The 18,614-nt window shown below is 42.6% G+C and carries 14 protein-coding genes; 9 read left to right on the top strand and 5 right to left on the bottom strand.

Features of this window, described 5'->3' with window-relative positions:
* Positions 1 to 92 precede the first annotated feature (92 nt).
* The 5 genes from LX64_RS03630 (at position 93) to ggpS (ending at position 9,065) form a co-directional block, all read left to right on the top strand.
* Positions 93 to 1,559, top strand: a complete 1,467-nt coding sequence (locus tag LX64_RS03630) for a DUF3375 domain-containing protein (RefSeq protein ID WP_111596225.1) — start codon at positions 93 to 95, stop codon at positions 1,557 to 1,559.
* 5 nt (positions 1,560 to 1,564) lie between these two features.
* Complete coding sequence (locus LX64_RS03625; RefSeq protein WP_111596224.1) at positions 1,565 to 2,158, top strand: DUF4194 domain-containing protein; 594 nt, start codon at positions 1,565 to 1,567, stop codon at positions 2,156 to 2,158.
* Positions 2,159 to 2,185: 27 nt separating this feature from the next.
* The gene (locus LX64_RS03620; protein ID WP_111596223.1) at positions 2,186 to 5,596 is read left to right on the top strand and encodes an ATP-binding protein; all 3,411 of its coding nucleotides are present in this window, start codon (positions 2,186 to 2,188) and stop codon (positions 5,594 to 5,596) included.
* A 156-nt stretch (positions 5,597 to 5,752) separates the two neighbouring features.
* Positions 5,753 to 6,751, top strand: coding sequence for an NAD(P)H-dependent glycerol-3-phosphate dehydrogenase (locus LX64_RS03615; protein ID WP_111596222.1), 999 nt, complete (start codon positions 5,753 to 5,755; stop codon positions 6,749 to 6,751).
* A 61-nt stretch (positions 6,752 to 6,812) separates the two neighbouring features.
* On the top strand, positions 6,813 to 9,065 hold the full coding sequence (ggpS, locus tag LX64_RS03610) for a glucosylglycerol-phosphate synthase (RefSeq protein ID WP_111596221.1): 2,253 nt from the start codon (positions 6,813 to 6,815) through the stop codon (positions 9,063 to 9,065).
* A 53-nt stretch (positions 9,066 to 9,118) separates the two neighbouring features.
* On the opposite strand, the gene LX64_RS03605 is transcribed toward ggpS, so the two are convergent.
* A complete protein-coding gene (locus LX64_RS03605) occupies positions 9,119 to 9,418 on the bottom strand; it encodes a hypothetical protein (protein ID WP_148707179.1) in 300 nt (99 codons plus the stop codon).
* A 321-nt stretch (positions 9,419 to 9,739) separates the two neighbouring features.
* Between LX64_RS03605 and LX64_RS03600 the strand changes: the two genes are divergently transcribed.
* Positions 9,740 to 10,285, top strand: a complete 546-nt coding sequence (locus tag LX64_RS03600; RefSeq protein ID WP_111596219.1) for a GNAT family N-acetyltransferase — start codon at positions 9,740 to 9,742, stop codon at positions 10,283 to 10,285.
* A 57-nt stretch (positions 10,286 to 10,342) separates the two neighbouring features.
* Here the strand turns inward: LX64_RS03600 and LX64_RS03595 are convergent, their stop codons facing one another.
* Both LX64_RS03595 and LX64_RS03590 read right to left on the bottom strand, forming a co-directional pair.
* Positions 10,343 to 11,683 (bottom strand): amidohydrolase family protein, encoded by a 1,341-nt coding sequence (locus LX64_RS03595; protein WP_111596218.1) that lies wholly within the window; start codon positions 11,681 to 11,683, stop codon positions 10,343 to 10,345.
* A gap of 133 nt (positions 11,684 to 11,816) precedes the next feature.
* Entirely contained in the window at positions 11,817 to 13,103 is a 1,287-nt protein-coding gene (locus tag LX64_RS03590; RefSeq protein ID WP_111596217.1) for a hemolysin family protein, read from the bottom strand.
* Between the two features lie 321 nt (positions 13,104 to 13,424).
* Between LX64_RS03590 and LX64_RS03580 the strand changes: the two genes are divergently transcribed.
* The gene (locus LX64_RS03580; protein ID WP_111596215.1) at positions 13,425 to 14,822 is read left to right on the top strand and encodes a sensor histidine kinase; all 1,398 of its coding nucleotides are present in this window, start codon (positions 13,425 to 13,427) and stop codon (positions 14,820 to 14,822) included.
* 5 nt (positions 14,823 to 14,827) lie between these two features.
* A complete protein-coding gene (locus LX64_RS03575; RefSeq protein WP_111596214.1) occupies positions 14,828 to 15,523 on the top strand; it encodes a LytR/AlgR family response regulator transcription factor in 696 nt (231 codons plus the stop codon).
* A 122-nt stretch (positions 15,524 to 15,645) separates the two neighbouring features.
* On the opposite strand, the gene LX64_RS03570 is transcribed toward LX64_RS03575, so the two are convergent.
* Positions 15,646 to 16,701, bottom strand: coding sequence for an NAD(P)H-dependent flavin oxidoreductase (locus LX64_RS03570; protein WP_111596213.1), 1,056 nt, complete (start codon positions 16,699 to 16,701; stop codon positions 15,646 to 15,648).
* A gap of 52 nt (positions 16,702 to 16,753) precedes the next feature.
* Positions 16,754 to 17,587 carry an AraC family transcriptional regulator gene (locus LX64_RS03565; RefSeq protein WP_111596212.1) on the bottom strand — a complete coding sequence of 278 codons (834 nt, stop codon included), beginning with the start codon at positions 17,585 to 17,587 and terminating at the stop codon, positions 16,754 to 16,756.
* Between the two features lie 84 nt (positions 17,588 to 17,671).
* On the opposite strand from LX64_RS03565, the gene LX64_RS03560 reads away from it, so the two are divergent.
* Positions 17,672 to 18,610: an NAD-dependent epimerase/dehydratase family protein gene (locus tag LX64_RS03560; protein ID WP_111596211.1), complete on the top strand. Its 939-nt coding sequence runs from the start codon at positions 17,672 to 17,674 to the stop codon at positions 18,608 to 18,610.
* Positions 18,611 to 18,614: the final 4 nt, after the last annotated feature.

The raw sequence follows: 18,614 nt of genomic DNA, 5'->3' as shown, positions 1-18,614 counted from the left end.
CCAATCCCCTAAACTTTTCCACATGTCGGCCAAAGCGCCCCCGTTCAGGTAAATTTTTCCTAGCTTACAGGGCAAATTTTTGAACATCATTCATGAATAAAGACGATTTTTCATCCTTATATGGCTCGTCGCCCGCATTACAAATGCTCCGCATGCGCAATGCACACTGGGTACTACCCTTTCTGTACGGCGTGTTCAAGGAAGATAACCGGTTCAGTATCAACGAATCTCAACTCATCCAGCTCCTTGCCGATACCTTAAGCGAACAAGAAGCCGGTACCGAAGATTTCGAAGAAGCCAAGATTGAATTTGGAGAAGACGAAGAAACCCGGAGCAGGAAATACCTCCTCAACTGGGTGCAAAAACGACTATTACAGGATCTTCCCGGCCCAGAAGGTAGCACTATCTACCAACTGAGTGCCTATTCCGAAAAAGTATTCCAATGGGTACAAACCCTTCAACTTCGTCAACACGTAGGTACAGAAAGCCGTTTCAAACTGCTATTCAACTCCCTCCGCGACATTGTTGAAAACACGGAAGACGACCGCGCCAAAAAACTTGAAAACCTCAAGCAAAAACGCGCAGATATCGATAAAGAAATTAAAGCTATCGAACTGGGCGTTATCCCAGATCGCTATAACAACGCCCAAGTACAAGAACGCCTTGAACTTTTCACCCGCCTGTGTTACGACCTGGTAAGTGACTTCCGCGAAGTAGAAGACAATTTCAAACAAATTCACCGCGCCATTGTAGAGCAACATACGAAGGCCGAACATCATAAAGGGGCAATTGTAGGTTTCGCATTCGAAGCATACGATGCGCTCCGGAATAGTAACCAAGGAAAAAGCTTCTATGCCTTCTGGGATTTTTTAATATCAAGAGCCGGGCAAGAAGAATGGCGAGAACTAACAGACCAATTGCTGAATACCCTGCAAGACCGTCAAATTACCGCCGACGATCACTTCCTCCAAAACATTAAATCACTCCTCTTACAACAAGGGAAAAGTGTGTACGATGCGAATGATAAAATGGCCGAGAAACTCAGCCGTATTATCACGGAAAAAGAAATCGCGCGACATAGGCGCCTACGCCTACAGATCGGGAGCATAAAAGAATTGGTGTTCGATTTAATGGAAGAAGACAACATCCCCTGCGGCATTACCCTCGACGATACAGCAGATATCAAAATGATAATGGACCGCAAATTATCACTCGAACAAAAGCGTGATACCAATGTTGCCAAACATCCAGAAATTGCCATGGAAAAAATCGAAGACTTGGAGCGGTTCAGCAGGATTCTTAACACCTCGCATGTTGATAAAAAAATGCTCTGGCAAAAAGTACAAGGCGTATTGAAAGATAAACATACGGCTACCTTAAAAGAAATCGTGGAACTTAACCCACTCGAAAACGGGCTGGCAGAAGTTATTACCTATTTCAGTTTCTTAAAAGATAAAGCCGCCAACGCATACATCGTTCAAAATACCACTGAACACATCCCGCTCAATCCCGAGCATACAAAGTTCATTGAAGTGCCTTATTTATTATTCGGAAAATAGTTAACATGAGCAACAAAATATTACCATATACCACCGTTGTAGTGAAATTATTGAAAGGGCCCGTGGAATACCTCGATAAAAACAACTGGGACAAACTTATTCAATATAAAACCGAGCTGATCACGTTCTTACAACAACTCGGCCTCATTCTCGTTATCGACGAACTGGATGGTTACGCCTTCTTGAAACATATTATAACCGACGATGAAACAGCCGAAGTAAGCTGGGTAACCCGCCGCGCATTCACGTACGAAGAAAGCGTTATGTTGGTACTCCTCCGGGAAATGATGGCAGAATTCGAAATGAGTGAAGCAACTACCCGTGAACTCGTTAAAAAACGCCGGGAAATAAAAGAATACGCAGAACTCTTCTTCAAAGAAAAAGCAAGTAGAATCAGGTTTCTTAAAGAAATTGATCGCTTAATTGACAAAGCAGAAGAAAACGGCTTCTTACACATGGTGGAACATCAAGACATCATCGATGAACAAAAATTCAGAATCCGGAAAATCATTAAGGCGAAGGTAGATGGCGAAGTGCTGGAACAATTCTTCCAACAACTGCAAGCATACAAAGAAGAAATCGCCGCCGAGCAAAACTAATTTTATCCATTAAAAGGAACATCTCAGATGCAATTAAACGTTTTTAGCACCGATAGCGAAAAGAACGGCTTTAGATTACAATACATGGAAGTGTACAACTGGGGCACTTTCGATGAACATATACACACCATTACCCCGGCAGGTGAAACAAGTTTATTAACCGGTAGCAATGGCTCCGGTAAAACAACTTTTATCGATGCCCTGCTTACCCTTATGGTGCCCGAAAAGAAGTACCGCTTCTATAACCAAAGCTCTGGTAGTGAAAAGAAAGGTGATAGAACGGAAGAATCTTACGTTATGGGAGGTTACGGCACCATCAACAACGATGCTAATGGCACCACCAAAGCCCTGTATTTACGCGAGAAAAAAGAAGAAGCCTATAGTATCCTGCTTGTCAACTTCGCGAATGAAGCAGAACAAGAAGTAACGCTCTTCCAAGTACGCTATTTCGTGAATGGCGATATGAAACGCGTATTCGGGGTTGCACATCGCGCTTTACACATTGCAGCCGACTTCTCACCATTTGATTTTAACGGCCAATGGAAAAGAAGGTTGGAACAGTCGTACAACAAAGGCTCACGCAAACAAATTGAATGGTTCGACGCAGCAAGTAAATATGCACAACGACTCGTAGAAGCTCTCGGTATGCAAAGCCCGCAAGCTTTACAGTTGTTCAACCAAACCGTTGGTATTAAAGTATTGGGCAATTTGGATGAATTCATCCGCATGCACATGCTGGAGCCACGGAATATGGAAGACCAATTCCAAGAGTTGAAATCGCACCTTAGTACGTTGCTAGACGCGCAACGGAATATCGAAAAAACAGAAGAACAAATCAAACTCCTCGAAACGGTACAGCAACATTACGAGAAGTTCTCTTTGCACCAAGCGAAAATCGATCAAACCAAGCAACAACTAGCTACTTCGGTTATCTGGAATAGCTTCACCAAAAGCCAGTTACTCACGCAAGCACTGCGGGAAAATAAAGCGCAAATACAATCACTCATCCAGAAAAAAGACAACACGAAGCAAACAATCGAACAACTAAACGAAAAAGATCGTGTTACGCAAAATCTACTGGAAAAAAATAAAGCCGGCCAAGCACTTGCACAACTAGAGAAAGATATCCAAGAACTCGAACGAAGCAAAGTACAAGCCGAACAGCACCTTCATTCTTTACATGAATGGGCTGCCCTGTTGCCTTTACAAGAAAAGGAAATCACCAACGAATCGGCATATGGCCGTATTATGAAGGATTTAAACCGCGTGTCGAAAATATTAGAAAACGACCAACGGTTAAATGATGAAGATGATTACGAAGCCAAACGCACAAAGGAAAAATCCGTAACGGGCAAAGAAGAGTTAGAGCGCGAAATCGAGATGTTGCACCAATCTAAAAACAACATCCCGGCACACTTAGTAAACCTGCGTAAAGAAATTTGTAACAACCTAAAAATTGAAACAAACGAAATTCTCTTCGCCGGTGAATTAATGCAAGTAAAAACCGAAGCACTCGAATGGCAACCAGCTTTAGAAAAGTTGCTGCATTCATTTGCACTCCGCTTATTAGTACCCGAAAAACACTACAAACGCGTAACTACATACGTTAACAACAATAATCTTCGTACACGCCTCATTTACAACCGCGTGAACCAAGATCGTATTATGCTGGTACCAGAAGAAGATACAGTGTATTATAAACTGGAATTCCACGCCGAAAACAAGATGAGTCAATGGGTGGAACAACAGGTAATTCAACAGTTCGATTATTATTGCGTTGAAAACGAAAAAACTTTACAACGGTACGATAAAGCCATTACATTGAATGGGTTGATCAAGAACTATGATCGACATGAAAAGGATGACCGTCCCGAGAAAAACGACGCTGCGCGTTATGTAATGGGATGGAATAATGAGAAGAAAAAAGAAGCTTTAATTATCAAGCGGAACAAGCTATCAGACGCACTTACGCAAGCCAATGAAACTTTGCAAACATGCCGAAATAAAGCCAACCGCCTGCAAAAGCAATTCTACGCCCTCAGCCGCTTACAAGAATTTAAAGGTTATGAATTAGTCGACATCCCGCGCATCCAAAAATCTATTCACAAAGCGAGCGAACAAATGGAATCGCTACGCAAAGAGAATAAAGAACTCAACGCGCTCAAAGAACAACTACAAGAAATCCGCGAACAAAAAACCTTCGCAGAAAATATTCATACACAATTGATCCGCGACGAAGCGTTGTTACAACAACAAATCGGCGACATGCAACTGCAACAACAATTGTATGGCGAGCTACTTATGCACATCACGGAACAAGATAAAGATGAACTCATCGTTTTCCAACAACAGCACAGTAGCGAGTTAGGAAATGTTACGCTAGATAATATCGATGCATCTTACCAACAACTCAAACAAGCCAAAGAAAGTACGCTTAAACGCGCGGAAGAAGATTTCTATAAAGAGAAAACCCAACTCGATAGAGGTATCAACAAGCTAAAAAATCCTAGCCCCGATATCTTACAAAAATTCCCCGGCTGGCTCATCGATGTACAACCATTATCCGATGATGCCAATAACGCTGTAGAATATATCGAATGGCTAGAGAAGCTGCAAACAGAAAACTTACCCCGCTTCAAAAAGGATTTCGAAAACTACATCAACGTCACTATCACGTATAAAATTGGTGGCCTGAATGAAGAAATCGAGAAGTGGGAACGCGACATCAACAATAGCATCAAAAAACTCAACGAAAGCCTCCGTGGCATTAACTTCAACCGCTTGCCAGACACCTATATTGAATTAGGTAAACGCCCAGTGCCGGCAGGTTCCGAAATCAAAGAGTTCAAAAACAAATTACTCGATGCCTTGCCACAAGCCGCCAACTGGCAACAAAGCAGCTTCGAAGAAAAAGCGCTGCACTTCAGAAATTTCGTGCAACCATTAATTTCTTTGCTCGATGAAAACGAAGCCTACAGAAGCAGGGTAATGGATGTGCGTAATTGGTTCGAATTCTGGGCAGATGAACGTTATAGGAATACCGACGAGGTGAAGAAAACATACCGCCAAATGGGACAACTATCTGGTGGCGAAAAAGCGCAATTAACCTACACGATTTTGTGTAGTGCGATTGCATACCAATTTGGTATTACCCGCGAAGGTAAAAACCCGAAAAGCCTACGCTTCATCGCCGTAGATGAAAGCTTCAGCAACCAAGATGAAGAAAAAGCTACGTACCTCATGGAGCTGTGCAAACAATTACATTTACAATTGCTCGTAGTTACACCAAGCGATAAAATACAAATCGTGCAGAACTTTATCGCGCATGTACACCTCGTACAACGCGTGAACAACAGGCATTCTGTACTTTACAACATGACCATCAAAGAACTACAAGAAAAAATCAACGAAGTAGAAGAAGAAACTTCTACTGTGTAATTATTTCCACATATTAATTTCAATACACTTATGTTACACGAATTGCGTCGAATAGGCGCAATTTGTGTCAACATGACACCCATTTCCTTCGTACTTCCCTTTTATATTAGTTAACTTTGCAATGCTCATATCATTATTCATTAAACGAATTTAGTATTGACCAATGTTACTCGTCTTACCATTGTTGGTGGCGGTAGTTGGGCAACGGCATTAGTGAAAATATTTGCAGAGGGTGGGCTCCAAATCACCTGGCTTCATCGCAATGCGGAAGCCGCCACTTATATTCAAAAGCATAAGCGAAATCGCAATTATCTTAGTTTCCTGGAGCTCGATTTTAATAACATTTCTACAACCCATCTTGCGCAAGAAGCCATCGCCGCTTCTGATTACATATTATTTGCTGTGCCATCGGCCTACTTAGCAGCTACCATCGCTGAATGGAAAGATTTTGATTTTACAGGAAAGAAAATCATCGTATCCATTAAAGGTGTTGTTGGTGAACAACATGTAGTGCCTTCAATTTATTTGGCGCAATTCTTTAATGTAGATGCGGATGATATTTTAGTTATCGGCGGCCCTTGTCATGCAGAAGAAATTGCTTTGCAACGGAAAACATATATGACAATCGCCGGCAAAGACAAACAACTTACCTCGCAACTGGCTACACAGTTAAACTCGCCGTACTTACGGGTGATCGATAACAACGATCCACTCGGCGTAGAGTACGCAGCAATTCTGAAGAATATTATTGGTATTGCTGTGGGTACTGCTAGTGGTATGAATTACGGCGACAATTTCATTGCAGTACTCGTTAGTAATGCTTTACGCGAAGTAAAAGCATTCTTACATGCTGTAGATGATGTACCGCGTGATCTCACGCAATCGGCGTATTTCGGTGATTTGTTTGTAACGGCTTACTCGGAATTTAGTCGCAACCGAACATTTGGTAAAATGATTGGTCGTGGTTATAACGTACGAGAAGCACAAGCGCACATGAACATGGTAGCGGAGGGTTATTACGCCGTAAAAGGCATCTACGCTATCGCGCAAGCGAAACAGTTACATATGCCTATTGTAGCGGCCATGTACCGCGTATTATACAACCAAGCATCACCCTATGTGGAGTTCCAATTATTGGAACAATCATTATCGTAACTAACACTTATTCTATGCGAAGGAATGCCTAGCATGCTTCGTTAACCTTAAACAAATGTGTATGATTTTAGCAACAGACCTAGATGGAACATTTTTAGGAGGAGACCAGCAAAGCAAGAACCAGTTGTATAGCTTGATTCGTGACAACAAAGATTTCAGGTTGATTTTCGTTACCGGCCGTGGGCTTGAAAGCGTATTGCCGTTATTGAGCGACCCGGTAATCCCGCGTCCCGATTATATTATTTGCGATGTGGGGGCCACCGTATTAAATGGCTACACCTTGGAACCTGTACAACCGATTCAAAATAGTATAGAAGAAAAATGGCCAGGCAGGCAAGTGATCCACGAACAAATGGACCAAATCCCCGGCCTGCGTTTTCAACAAGTACCGCAACAACGCCGTTGCTCGTACTTCTTCGACGATGAAAGCATTAAATACCAAGTAGAACAACTAGAAGCACAACTAGGCTGTGATATCATTCTCTCCGCCGGGAAGTTCCTAGACGTGATGCCGCCAAATGTAAATAAAGGCAGCACCTTGAAACAACTCATCCACTTATTGCAAGTACCTGCCAACGAAGTACTCGTTGCCGGCGATACACTTAACGACCTTTCACTTTACAATTGCGGCTACAAAGGTGTAGTGGTTGGTGAAGCCGAACCCGCTTTGCTTAATGCCACAGCGGAACTCGATCATGTATACCAAGCCATTGCCCCAGGTGCAGGCGGTATCATGGAAGCCATGCAACAATTTCCAGCTTTCGCTTCATTCGTGAAAGCGCAACACATACCGCTTGCTGTAAACGAGAACGTCGATACACAGCTTGTAATGTTGTACCACCGCTTCCCATTCGAATCGCGCGAAGTAAACGGTAAAATGGAACGCGTAGCACCTAAAAGTCCGAATGGAATTATTCCAACGCTAACAAACTTCTTTAAAACCGGTAGGCCCGGCACTTGGATTGCTTGGGAAGAAACGAAAGACAAGAAAGCGAAGGCGGAGAACTTTTTTATTGATGAAGAAAATTACCCAAACTTGCAAGCCAGCCCTGTATTACTCGGCCAGCGAGATGTTGAGGTATTCTATAAATTATTCTCAAAAGAAGCCTTTTGGCCAGCTATTTTCTCGTTTATAGAGAAAGTACAGTTCAACCATACACACTGGGAACATTACCTAAAAATCAACCGTCTTTTTGCTGAAAAAGCGGCAGCAGAAGCAGAGCCTGGTGCTACTGTTTGGGTGCATGATTATAACTTGTGGATGGTACCCGGCTATTTACGCCAATTACGCCCCGATGTAAAAATCGGTTTCTTCCACCACACCTCATTCCCTGCCGCGAATACATTCAACGTTATTCCCTGGCGTGCCGAAATTATTGGTAGCTTATTACAATGTGATTACATCAGCTTCCATATTCCTCGCTATGTCGAAAACTTCGTAGATGTTGTTCGTAGTTTGATGAATGTAAAGATCGTGGAACAAGTGAATTGCGCACCGAGGTTCTTAACGTATAGTTGCGCCATGGGTATCGGTAAAATGACTACCGAAATCCAAACAGGCCAACGCACTGTACGCTTAGGCGCTAACCCTGTTGGCGTACACGTTGATTACATCAGCGAACTTACCCAAAAAGAAAGCGTACAACAACTCGCAAAAGAACTCCGTGCACAAACGAGCGGTAAAAAAATCATCCTCAGCGTAGAAAGATTAGACTACGTAAAAGGTCCACTTGAAAAAATCCGCGCATTCGGGCAGTTCCTTGAAGAATACCCCGAATTCCATGGTAAAGTAGAGTTAATCAATATTTGCACGCCTCCATCGAGTGGTATGAAAATATACGAAAGTGTGCAACGTGAACTAGAACAAGCCATTGGTAAAATTAACGGTAAGTATTCTCGCTTAGATTGGGTGCCTATTCACTTCTTCTTCCGTGCATTACCTTTCGAAGATGTAGTAGCATATTACGCGATGGCCGATGTTTGCTGGATCACACCACTGCGTGACGGTTTAAATCTTGTAGCCAAAGAATACGTAGCTGTACAAGGTCAAGATCCCAATGCTACAGGCGTACTTGTGTTATCAGAATTCGCCGGTGCTTCGGTAGAACTGGCGCACGCTGTACTAACCAACCCGTACGATAAAAAATCCATGAAAGAGAGCCTACTAAAAGCCCTCGTGATGGACGAACAAGAACGCAAAATACGTATGCAACGTTTATATCAAACCGTTAGCACCTATACGATTCACTATTGGGCTGAAGAATTTATGGAAGCGTTAGAAAAAGTGGAAGTTTTAGTCGAAACAGAAGCCTGATATATCAAAATTGACAAAACTAAAGAGGGTGCCTTCAAAAAGCACCCTCTTTTTTATACTTCACCGACAGTTCTCCGACTCTTCTCCGACATTTCACCGACAAACCCCCAGTGTTTACAAGGCGTTACCTTACCTTTTGTCGACATTTTACCGACATGCAGTAAGCCTATACAGGGTTTTACCAACCCTTTGTCGACATTTTCCTTGCTTTTTCCTTTCCCAAAGCTTTTGCTCAACACTCCAAAACCGGCATTTTCCGGCACATTCCGGCATTTTCCGGCAGAAAGCGGCACTTTCCGGTACAAATCGGCACTTTCCGGCATAAAGCGGTTAAAAGCGGTAAAAAGCGGCACTTTCCGGCACAGCGTTTTTCTACGTCAAAGCTTCGTCTTACTTTCGAAGAAGTGCACGATTGCTCTTTGACTTATTGTTTTTGTTGTGATGCCTGCTTTGGGTGGAAAGCAGCCTCCCGTATCTTCATCTCCGGCCCCAATGGAATTGTAGGTAGCATAGATCTCCGTTGTAAAGCCTCCCGCGAAATACCTGTTGGTGGATGTACTGGTGCGTTAGTCCTACGGAGAAATGAGCATAATAGCTGAACAACCTATTTTTTTATGCGATTTTATTGAATAACTTTAACGAAAATCCAATCACTTATCTTTAGTGAATACCCAATGCGCCAACCAGGCTTTTCAAATTTCCCAGTATTAGAAACCGGCAGATTAATTCTTCGCAGGCTTTCATTAAATGACGCAGAAGGAATTTACCAGTTGCGTTCAAATGCTGAAGTTGCAGCACTTACAGGAAAAGCACCATTTGTAGGTATCGACGAAGCCATTGCATATATTGATAAGATTGATCATCTAATCAATAAAAATGAATGTATATTTTGGTCAATGTCTAGCCGGGAGAATCCCGTTTTAATCGGAGCAGTTTGCCTCTGGAACTTTGATATACCAAAAGGAACCGTAGAAATTGGGTACGAACTTCTCGAAGGGTTTCAAGGTAAAGGGATGATGCGAGAGGCTATTATCCCGGTACTCCAATACGCATTCGAAGTAATGGGTGTTGAAACAATAACCGCATTCCCTTCCGGTGAAAATCCCTCTTCGGTAAGACTACTTGAAAAATTGGGATTCGAACTAGCTCCAAGCCATTTTGAAAATACACATATCAATGTTCCAAGTATGCTCACCTATATCATCTCCCGTCCAAAATAGATTTTAAAGCTGCCAATACCACTGCATTTTGCCCAGTGTGCCACTAGTTTTACATGCTTATGGTTTTACAATTTTCCCAGCTTTATACACAGCGTTGATCTTTCTTGTGTTCTTGATATCCTCCACCGGGTTTCCATCAAGAATCAATAAATCCGCTACTTTCCCTTTCTCAATCGTACCGAATTGTTCATCTAGCTTCAATACTTTAGCAGCATTCTGCGTGGCCGCTTTAATTGCATCGATAGGTAGCAAGCCTGCCTTTACCATCAACTCCAATTCCAAGTGCTCGCTAAACCCTTGTACACGTACAGGTGTAGCACCACTATCAGTACCCAAGGCTATTATGACACCGCCATCGTATAACTTTTTCAAGTTCTGTAAGGCTATTTCAAAACCTTTCATGTTACGGTTGTAGGAAGGAGAGTTCTTGATGTCGTTTTGATATTTCTCCGATGTAATCATCTCGTACACACCCGGCTCTAGTGCTGCTTTGAAGAAAGCATCATCAACCCATTCCGGTTTACGTGCATAAATGAAAGAGAACTCATCCAGGGATAGTGTTGGTATGTAACACACTCCTTTTTGCTTGAGCAATTGTACCAATTCGTCGGTAATAACAGTATCTCGAATAGAATGGGCAATAACATCTAACCCGTCATTCGCCAATGCTGAAGCATCGGCCGCGTAATACAAGTGCGCCGCTACACGCAAGTTATGTTGATGTGCATTTTTAATAATTGCTTGGTAAACGGCAGGTTCCATTTTCTTTGAGCCACCACCAAAATCATCTACCCAAATCTTTACCATATCGGGCTTATACTGCGCTAACGTATCAATGTTTGTTTTTGCTTCTGCAGCATCTGCAGGATGAAACAAGTCACTTGCCCCAGCAGGGTTGAACGATCCGCCACCACTAGCGCCAAACCCAAAGCCGGCCGAATGAATACGGGCACCGGGTAACAAACCTGTAGCACTAGAATCTTTCAAACCACTTTTAAATAACCACGGGCGATCGGTACCCATCACTAGCACATGCAGCACCCCGTAATCTTCGTACTTCTTTAGTTGCGATAGAATATTCTCGCGGGTGTAGTTACCGGTGGTGGTGGTAGTATCCTTCAAATTCCCAATATGCACATGCGCCGAAATAAGTGCAGGCATTACAGTTTTACCGTTCAAATCAACTACGTTCGCACCTGTACTATCCAAATGCTGGCCAATGGCCTCGATTTGATCTCCACTAATAAGAATATCAGTTTGTGTCATAGGTGCTTTGCCCGTGCCATCTATAACGGTGGCATTTCTAAGCAATGTTTTGTTTGTTAACTGCTGCGGGGCGCTGGAGCATGCATGTAGGAAGGGTAATAACACAAGTGAATAAAGCAATCTAGTTTTCATACTGCTGGATTTTTTGGATGTGTGAATCTACTAATTTAGCTCACCCGCAATAAACGTGCAAGCATTCTATTTTATATAAATAAAATAGCCCGGCATGCAAGCATACCGGGCTTATGTTAATTTGTAATTTCTCTTATTTATACACCATCTTCACCGTTTCTACGGAGCTTTTCGCCATTTTGGTTACCGTAATGGTGTAATTCCCAATAGTGAGGGTTTGTCCTTCATGTGGAATCTCTTCCAGCTTATATGAAATCAACCCCGCTAGTGTATTATAATGGTTGCTCATTGGCAACATCACCGGTAAATACTTGTTCAATTCATCAATGTTTTGATGTGCATTCACCATGTATTCGTTCGGCTGGGTTTGTAATACAATGGGTTGCTCATGGTCGTGCTCGTCTTGAATTTCACCTACTAGTTCTTCCAAGATGTCTTCCATGGTAACAATACCGCTTGTATCGCCAAACTCGTTCGTTACAACTGCTAACTGCTGGTGCTTTTGTTGGAAAGTACGCAACAGGTCTTTGATTTTCATGCTATCGGGTACATAGAAAACTGGGCGGATAATATCGCCCGGGGTTTTTACTTTATGGGCATGCAAACCGGTATACAGGTCTTTTGTATTGATAACACCAATAAGGTTGTCGATTGAATTTTGATACACAGGGTAACGGCTATACCCTTCGCTGAGGGCCAGGTCGATAAAGTCGTCGAACGGTAAATCGGCATCTAAGGCAACAATGTTCTTCCTGTGAACAAGTATATCCCTTACACGGCGATCATCGAAGTCGAATACATTCTGAATCAGCTCACGCTCACTTTCTTCGATGGCACCGCCTTCTTGGGATTCAGAGATGATAAGTTTAAGTTCTTCTTCTGTGTGAATTTCATGTTCTTTCATCGGTGCAATACCAAATATGCGTAGAATCATATTGGCCATACCGTTTAAGAACCAAATGAATGGACGGAACACGAAATAGAAAATACGCAATGGCACAGCTACTACAAGTGTAGTGGGCGCCGGTTTGCGAATGGCGAATGACTTAGGCGCTAATTCACCGAATACAATATGTAAAATAGTAATCACCAAGAATGCGATAGGAACAGAAATCTTATGCGCCAATTCCGGCGTTACGTTCACATTCAAGGCTTGCATGGTATTTAAAATGATTTCTGTTGTAACTTCTTCACCTACCCAACCTAAGCCAAGGGAAGCCAAGGTAATACCTAATTGGGTAGCAGCGAGGTAACCATCGAGGTTATTGACTACCTTCTGGGCCGTTTTAAGCACGTTCGAAGGCACCGTTTTCATACTGCTGATTTGGGTGGCCCTAACTTTTACGATTGCAAACTCTGCGGCCACGAAAAAGCCATTCAACAGAACAAGAAAAATCGTCAATAATATATCTCCGGTCATAATTCAACATTAAAGTGAAGCAAGCACCGGCTTGATTTTCTGCTTTTTTTATCCACTATTGGCCCGGTGATTGACTAAAGTTTACAAATTAAAGAAGAAAATAATAATAAATAAAGCAGCGCCACAATTATTTATCATTCCTGTCAAAATCTTTCTTTTCCACCTCAAAAAACATGCAAATGCCCCTATTTTACCCGGGAACCTAGTAAATTGAGGCAAGAAAATAGGCTGTAGCACCAAATCATCACATGAAAAGTAGGTTTCATCACTTACAAAAAACAGCCTAGAAAATGCAGGGTATACTTGCATAAAATTAGTTACATGAGAAACAAAATCATTTCGTTTATAGAGTTCATGCTCGCCACCATTATCATGGCGGCACAAATCGGTTCCCTCCTTAGCTCGTACCGTCCCGATGCTGTTAGCCTATTAATTTTCAGTTTCATCGTGTATGTAGCTTTCGTATTTGTGGATGTTGTATGGACGCCCATCTATTATGGTCGCAAAGCATGGAAAAAGTTGATCCTTGGATGGGTAGGTGCGTATGGATTCGTAGTAGCATCGGTGGCCATCTTGAATTTTTATTCCGCCGATTATCCGTTTAATATGGTGAGCAAAATTTTCACAACAATTATGCCTGTGGCACTAGCTTTTACGGCGCTATTAGCAGCTTACAACACCCTTAAATATCTAATCCTCGACAAATTCATCCCCTATACCCTCGAAAACGGTACTATGCAAAAAATGTTGCGGGAGTTTTTGTTGATTACCACCGTTTACGTGTTAGGCTTCTTCATCCTAAGCGGCAGAGGATACCGTATTGCACAAGAATTATGGGCCACTATTATCCCGGTTTGCGGGTTGCTCTATTTAATCAACCACTACTTATTACTGCCTTTCAAAGAAGGTAAAAAGCACAACGAGTTCAAATATTACGCCTTGTTAGCCATTAGCTTCGTGTTACTATTCATGATCTTTATGGCTACTTTCTCCCGTAACTACGATGATGCCTACATCTTAATCTTGCAAGTATGTGTACCTATCTTGTTCATTGGCTTATCCATCTTCCATTACGAAAGAAATAAACAACACTATTTGCAAGTTCAAAAACTCAATACCAAGCTTGGTCATTCCAATGCCAGTCTTGATTTACTCCGCAACCAAATTAACCCGCACTTCTTATTCAACTCGTTGAATACGCTGTACGGTACTGCCTTACAAGAAAATGCCGATCGTACCGCTACGGGCGTACAACGCTTGGGTGATATGATGCGGTTTATGTTGGAAGAAAACTTGCAAGACTTTATCCCGATGAGCAGCGAGGTTGAATACATGAAAAACTACATTCATTTACAAACCCTCCGCGTACAAACATCCGATAAAGTACATATCACCAGTAAAATCGAAGATATCAACTGCAACCACCTTGTAGCGCCTATGTTGCTGATCCCGTTCATTGAAAATGCTTTCAAACATGGTATCAGCCTGCGCGAAAAATCATGGGTAAACATTTCCTTGTATTGCGACGACCACCATATCTATTTCGATGTGAATAACTCTGTACACGCTAGGCACAGTGAAGATACAGAACGTTACAATACAGGCATTGGTTTGAACAATGTGAAGCAACGCTTAGAATTATTATACCCAGGCAAGCACGAATTAAGCATTCGCCAAGGCACGCAAGAGTATTTCGTACACCTAACATTAACAGTATAAACCCTATGATATTACGAACAATTGCCATCGACGACGAACCTATCGCGCTGAACATTATCCAAAACTTCGTAGGAAAAGTGAAAGGCATAACACTACTAGCAGTATTCACCGATGCCTTTGAAGCCATGGACTATGTTGCAAAGCACCCGGTAGATTTAATTTTCTTGGACATAAAAATGCCCGACATCAGCGGATTAGATGTATCAGCAAGGGTTTCCAAGGAAACGATGGTAATTTTCACAACGGCTTATACCGAGCATGCCGTAAAAAGTTTTGAGCTCAACGCAATAGATTACCTACTTAAACCGTTTTCGCTACAACGGTTTGAAAAAGCATGTGAGAAAGCCCTGTATTTACAACATCTAAAGCGTGAAGCGTTCAAAGAAGAAGCATTTATCGCCGTTAAAAGTGGCTATGATCAAGTGAGAATCCCTGTAACATCTATCCATTATGTACAAAGCGCGGGCAATTACGTTCAATTTATTGGAGATAAGGGAAAGATACTTTCGCGGATGACCATGCAGGAAGCGGAACAATTGTTACCACCTGCGCAATTCACCCGGATACATCGTTCTTATATTGTAGCACACAAATTTGTAGATAAACTGGATAAAAACAATGTGTACATAGCCCACCTTGCTTTACCTGTTGGAAGTGGGTATAGTGAAGGATTGGAAAGAATTTTTAATACAAACGTTTAACCTAATCGTTATGCTCGGCAAAGTAATTTTAACCACAAATTTATTGTAGACTTCCGCCAATCTACAGACAGACCAGGTGTACGGATGCTTACCCAAAGTATGTACGTTCGGCACCTGGAATGTCACCAAGCTCCTACCGCTTTTCCTGCTGCTATTAATTCCTGTAATATTATTGTTGTACTCGCTTCGCGTGCTTTATTGGCCATTTGCCCAGCCCATAAATTCGTCAGCTCGCTATTATTCGCTGCTTGCGCTGCCTTTCTAAACCCGGTTGTTAAGCTATTCTGTACAGGGTATGGTGGAATATCGATGCCTTCTTTCTCCAATAGCTGCATAAACGTATTTTGAATACCGCGTGCCCACCTACCAGAGAAGGCGCGGGTTAATGCAGTGCTGGTATCTTTGGATTGAAGAACCGCTGTTTTGTATGCAGGAATGGCCAAGCTTTCATTACTGGCTAAGAATAACGAACCAATTTGTACCGCTTGGGCACCTGCTACCATAGCTGCTTTTGCCGCAGCGGCATGCCCAATGCCCCCGGCAGCAATGATGGGTTTCTTTGTAACTTGTTGTATCGATTGTAAAAGTGTTAGCAATCCAATTTGCGGTAATTGTTCGGGATGAAGGAACGCCCCCCTATGCCCTCCAGCTTCAATACCTTGTGCTGTAATAACATCTATTCCACTTTCATCGAGCACTTTTGCTTCTTCGGCACTGGTAGCAGTTCCCACGAGTATTTTATTATGTTGATGAAGGAATTGAATTGCTTCGCTGTTGAGGTTGCCGAACGTGAAACTCACCACGGCAATTTGCGGGTCTACCAGTAAAGGCAATTGTTCCGTATAATGGAAGAACTGGAGTTGTGCACGTTGAAGCGGTTGAAAGGCAAGCTGGTATTTATCGGCCGTTTGTTGCATCCAAACCTGCATATCATCAAAAGCTTGCTCGTCGATCACGCTAGGTATATCATGTACAAACAAATTGACCGCGAAAGGCAGTTTCGTTAACGACTTCACCGCTTGTATTAAAGCGGCTGTTTGATCATACGATAAACCACCCACCGGCAAAGAGCCTAATGCACCTGCATTCGCCGCCGCTGCCACCATAGCAGGACTCGTAACACCTAACATCGGTGCTTGCACAATGGGATATGCTGCGGGTAACCATCCATTTTTCATACAATGAATTTACCACACTTCAGCGGGGTAGAAATGAACAAGTTTAGCACACCTAATCCCTGCCAATGCAGAAATACCCGTCGGCATTCAGTTGCATGAATTGCCGGGGTGTTACACCAGTGAAGTATTTAAAGTCTTTTATTAAATGACTTTGGTCGTGGTAATTATACTTTACAATCAATCCAAACCAATCTACCTTATTCGTAAATGGCATGTTCGATATTTCTGCTAGTAACGATTTAAAGCGAAGAAACCGGGTTAACTCCTTCAAGGAATACCCTACATACTTCTTAAACTGTAGTTGTACCGATCTTTCGGTGAGCGCGGTTTTGGCAGCTATAACCTTAACGGGATTTAGTGTTGTATCGTGGATGGTATCGATGTGATCTAACAAAGGCAATAAATGGTCACCTGTAGAGGAAATGGCCTTTAACAAATATTGATCAAGCACCGCGATACGTGCAGCCGTATGCTCCAATGAAGCCAACATCTTCCACAAATCTTCTACCCTTTCTGCTTGTAAAGCCGCATCGCTTGCGCTCATCCCCTTTTCATCATACACATCCAACGAAGCATGGAATAAGCGGTAAAAGCCATTATACTGGAAAGGTAAGATTAACAAATCGGCCGCTGGCGGTACTTCGTAATTCAACATCTTACGCAAAGGACCTACAATATTGATTTGATGTAGCGTATAGGGTAAAGAAGTGTCTTCCCCGAAACCATATTTAATAGGAGGTCCGAAATTGAAAACGAGCATCATTTCAAGATTCGGCGATAGATGAAAGGTTTCTATAGGATCATAAGCCGCTTTGCGGATCACGTAATAATGACTTAAAACTCCCTGCAAGCCGGGATGTACCGGATACCTTCCACCTTGTTCCATGAAAGTTAGATTTCGTTTTCTTACAATTTTCCCCCAAGTGGTAGGAATAGCTTTGTGGTATCAAAATTAATAAAAACAACCATCATGCTACATACCATACTCGGTGCAAATGGCACCATTGCACAAGCACTACTACCCGTTTTACAAGCGCATCATGAAAACATTCGCTTAGTATCGCGCAAGCCTCAGCCTGTTGAAGGTACAGAAACCCGCGCTGCGAATGTGCTAGATTATGAGCAATTATACAAAGCATTAGACGGCTCCGACATTGTATACCTTACCATCGGTATACCTTACAACGCGAAATTATGGGCTATACAATGGCCGCAAATCATGCAAAACGTGATCCGTGTTAGCAAAGCCATTCATGCGAAATTGGTCTTCTTCGACGATGCCTATATGTATGGGAAAGTAGATGGGCCTATCACGGAAGAAACACCCTATAAACCCAGCAGTAAAAAAGGCGTCGTAAGAGCCTACATTGCCCGCCTGTTGGAAGCTGAAATGAAAGCCGGCAACTTAGAGGCTATCATTGCAAGGGCCGTAGATTTTTATGGTCCCGGCGTAACCGATAAAAGTGCAGCAGGCACCTTGGTATTTGCTAACATGCTGAAAGGTAAGCGACCACAATGGTTTATCAACCCCGATGTACCAAGGGCGTACAATTATACCCCCGATGCTGCCAAGGCCTTGTATATGCTCGCTATAACAGCGCATGCCTATGGCCAAATTTGGCATCTTCCCAGTGTGCGACCAGCTTTAACAGGCAGGCAGTTTATTGGGTTAGCTGCGAAGTATATGGGAGGTACATCCAAGATAATGGTAATACCGAAATGGATGATTCGGCTGATTGGGGTGTTCAATCCTTTTATGCGTGATATGGTAGAAATGGGTTACCAAGATGAATTCCCTTTCCTCTTCGATTCTTCTAAATTCGAAAAGGCCTTTCAATTCACGCCCACCTCCTACGAGGAAGGAGTAAAAGCAACGGCTAATTGGTATCTACAACAAGCGAACAAGTAAATAT

Origin of the sequence: Chitinophaga skermanii (assembly GCF_003259335.1) — a bacterium.
Taxonomy (GTDB): domain Bacteria; phylum Bacteroidota; class Bacteroidia; order Chitinophagales; family Chitinophagaceae; genus Chitinophaga; species Chitinophaga skermanii.
This window is presented reverse-complemented; position numbering and strand designations above follow the sequence as displayed.

What these genes read in the sequence shown, in the direction of transcription:
- LX64_RS03630 (WP_111596225.1), top strand. Translation starts at nt 93, where the DNA reads ATGAATAAAGACGATTTTTCATCCTTATATGGCTCGTCGCCCGCATTA.
- LX64_RS03625 (WP_111596224.1), top strand. Translation starts at nt 1,565, where the DNA reads ATGAGCAACAAAATATTACCATATACCACCGTTGTAGTGAAATTATTG.
- LX64_RS03620 (WP_111596223.1), top strand. Translation starts at nt 2,186, where the DNA reads ATGCAATTAAACGTTTTTAGCACCGATAGCGAAAAGAACGGCTTTAGA.
- ggpS (WP_111596221.1), top strand. Translation starts at nt 6,813, where the DNA reads ATGATTTTAGCAACAGACCTAGATGGAACATTTTTAGGAGGAGACCAG.
- LX64_RS03600 (WP_111596219.1), top strand. Translation starts at nt 9,740, where the DNA reads ATGCGCCAACCAGGCTTTTCAAATTTCCCAGTATTAGAAACCGGCAGA.
- LX64_RS03595 (WP_111596218.1), bottom strand. Translation starts at nt 11,683, where the DNA reads ATGAAAACTAGATTGCTTTATTCACTTGTGTTATTACCCTTCCTACAT.
- LX64_RS03590 (WP_111596217.1), bottom strand. Translation starts at nt 13,103, where the DNA reads ATGACCGGAGATATATTATTGACGATTTTTCTTGTTCTGTTGAATGGC.
- LX64_RS03580 (WP_111596215.1), top strand. Translation starts at nt 13,425, where the DNA reads ATGAGAAACAAAATCATTTCGTTTATAGAGTTCATGCTCGCCACCATT.
- LX64_RS03575 (WP_111596214.1), top strand. Translation starts at nt 14,828, where the DNA reads ATGATATTACGAACAATTGCCATCGACGACGAACCTATCGCGCTGAAC.
- LX64_RS03570 (WP_111596213.1), bottom strand. Translation starts at nt 16,701, where the DNA reads ATGAAAAATGGATGGTTACCCGCAGCATATCCCATTGTGCAAGCACCG.
- LX64_RS03565 (WP_111596212.1), bottom strand. Translation starts at nt 17,587, where the DNA reads ATGGAACAAGGTGGAAGGTATCCGGTACATCCCGGCTTGCAGGGAGTT.
- LX64_RS03560 (WP_111596211.1), top strand. Translation starts at nt 17,672, where the DNA reads ATGCTACATACCATACTCGGTGCAAATGGCACCATTGCACAAGCACTA.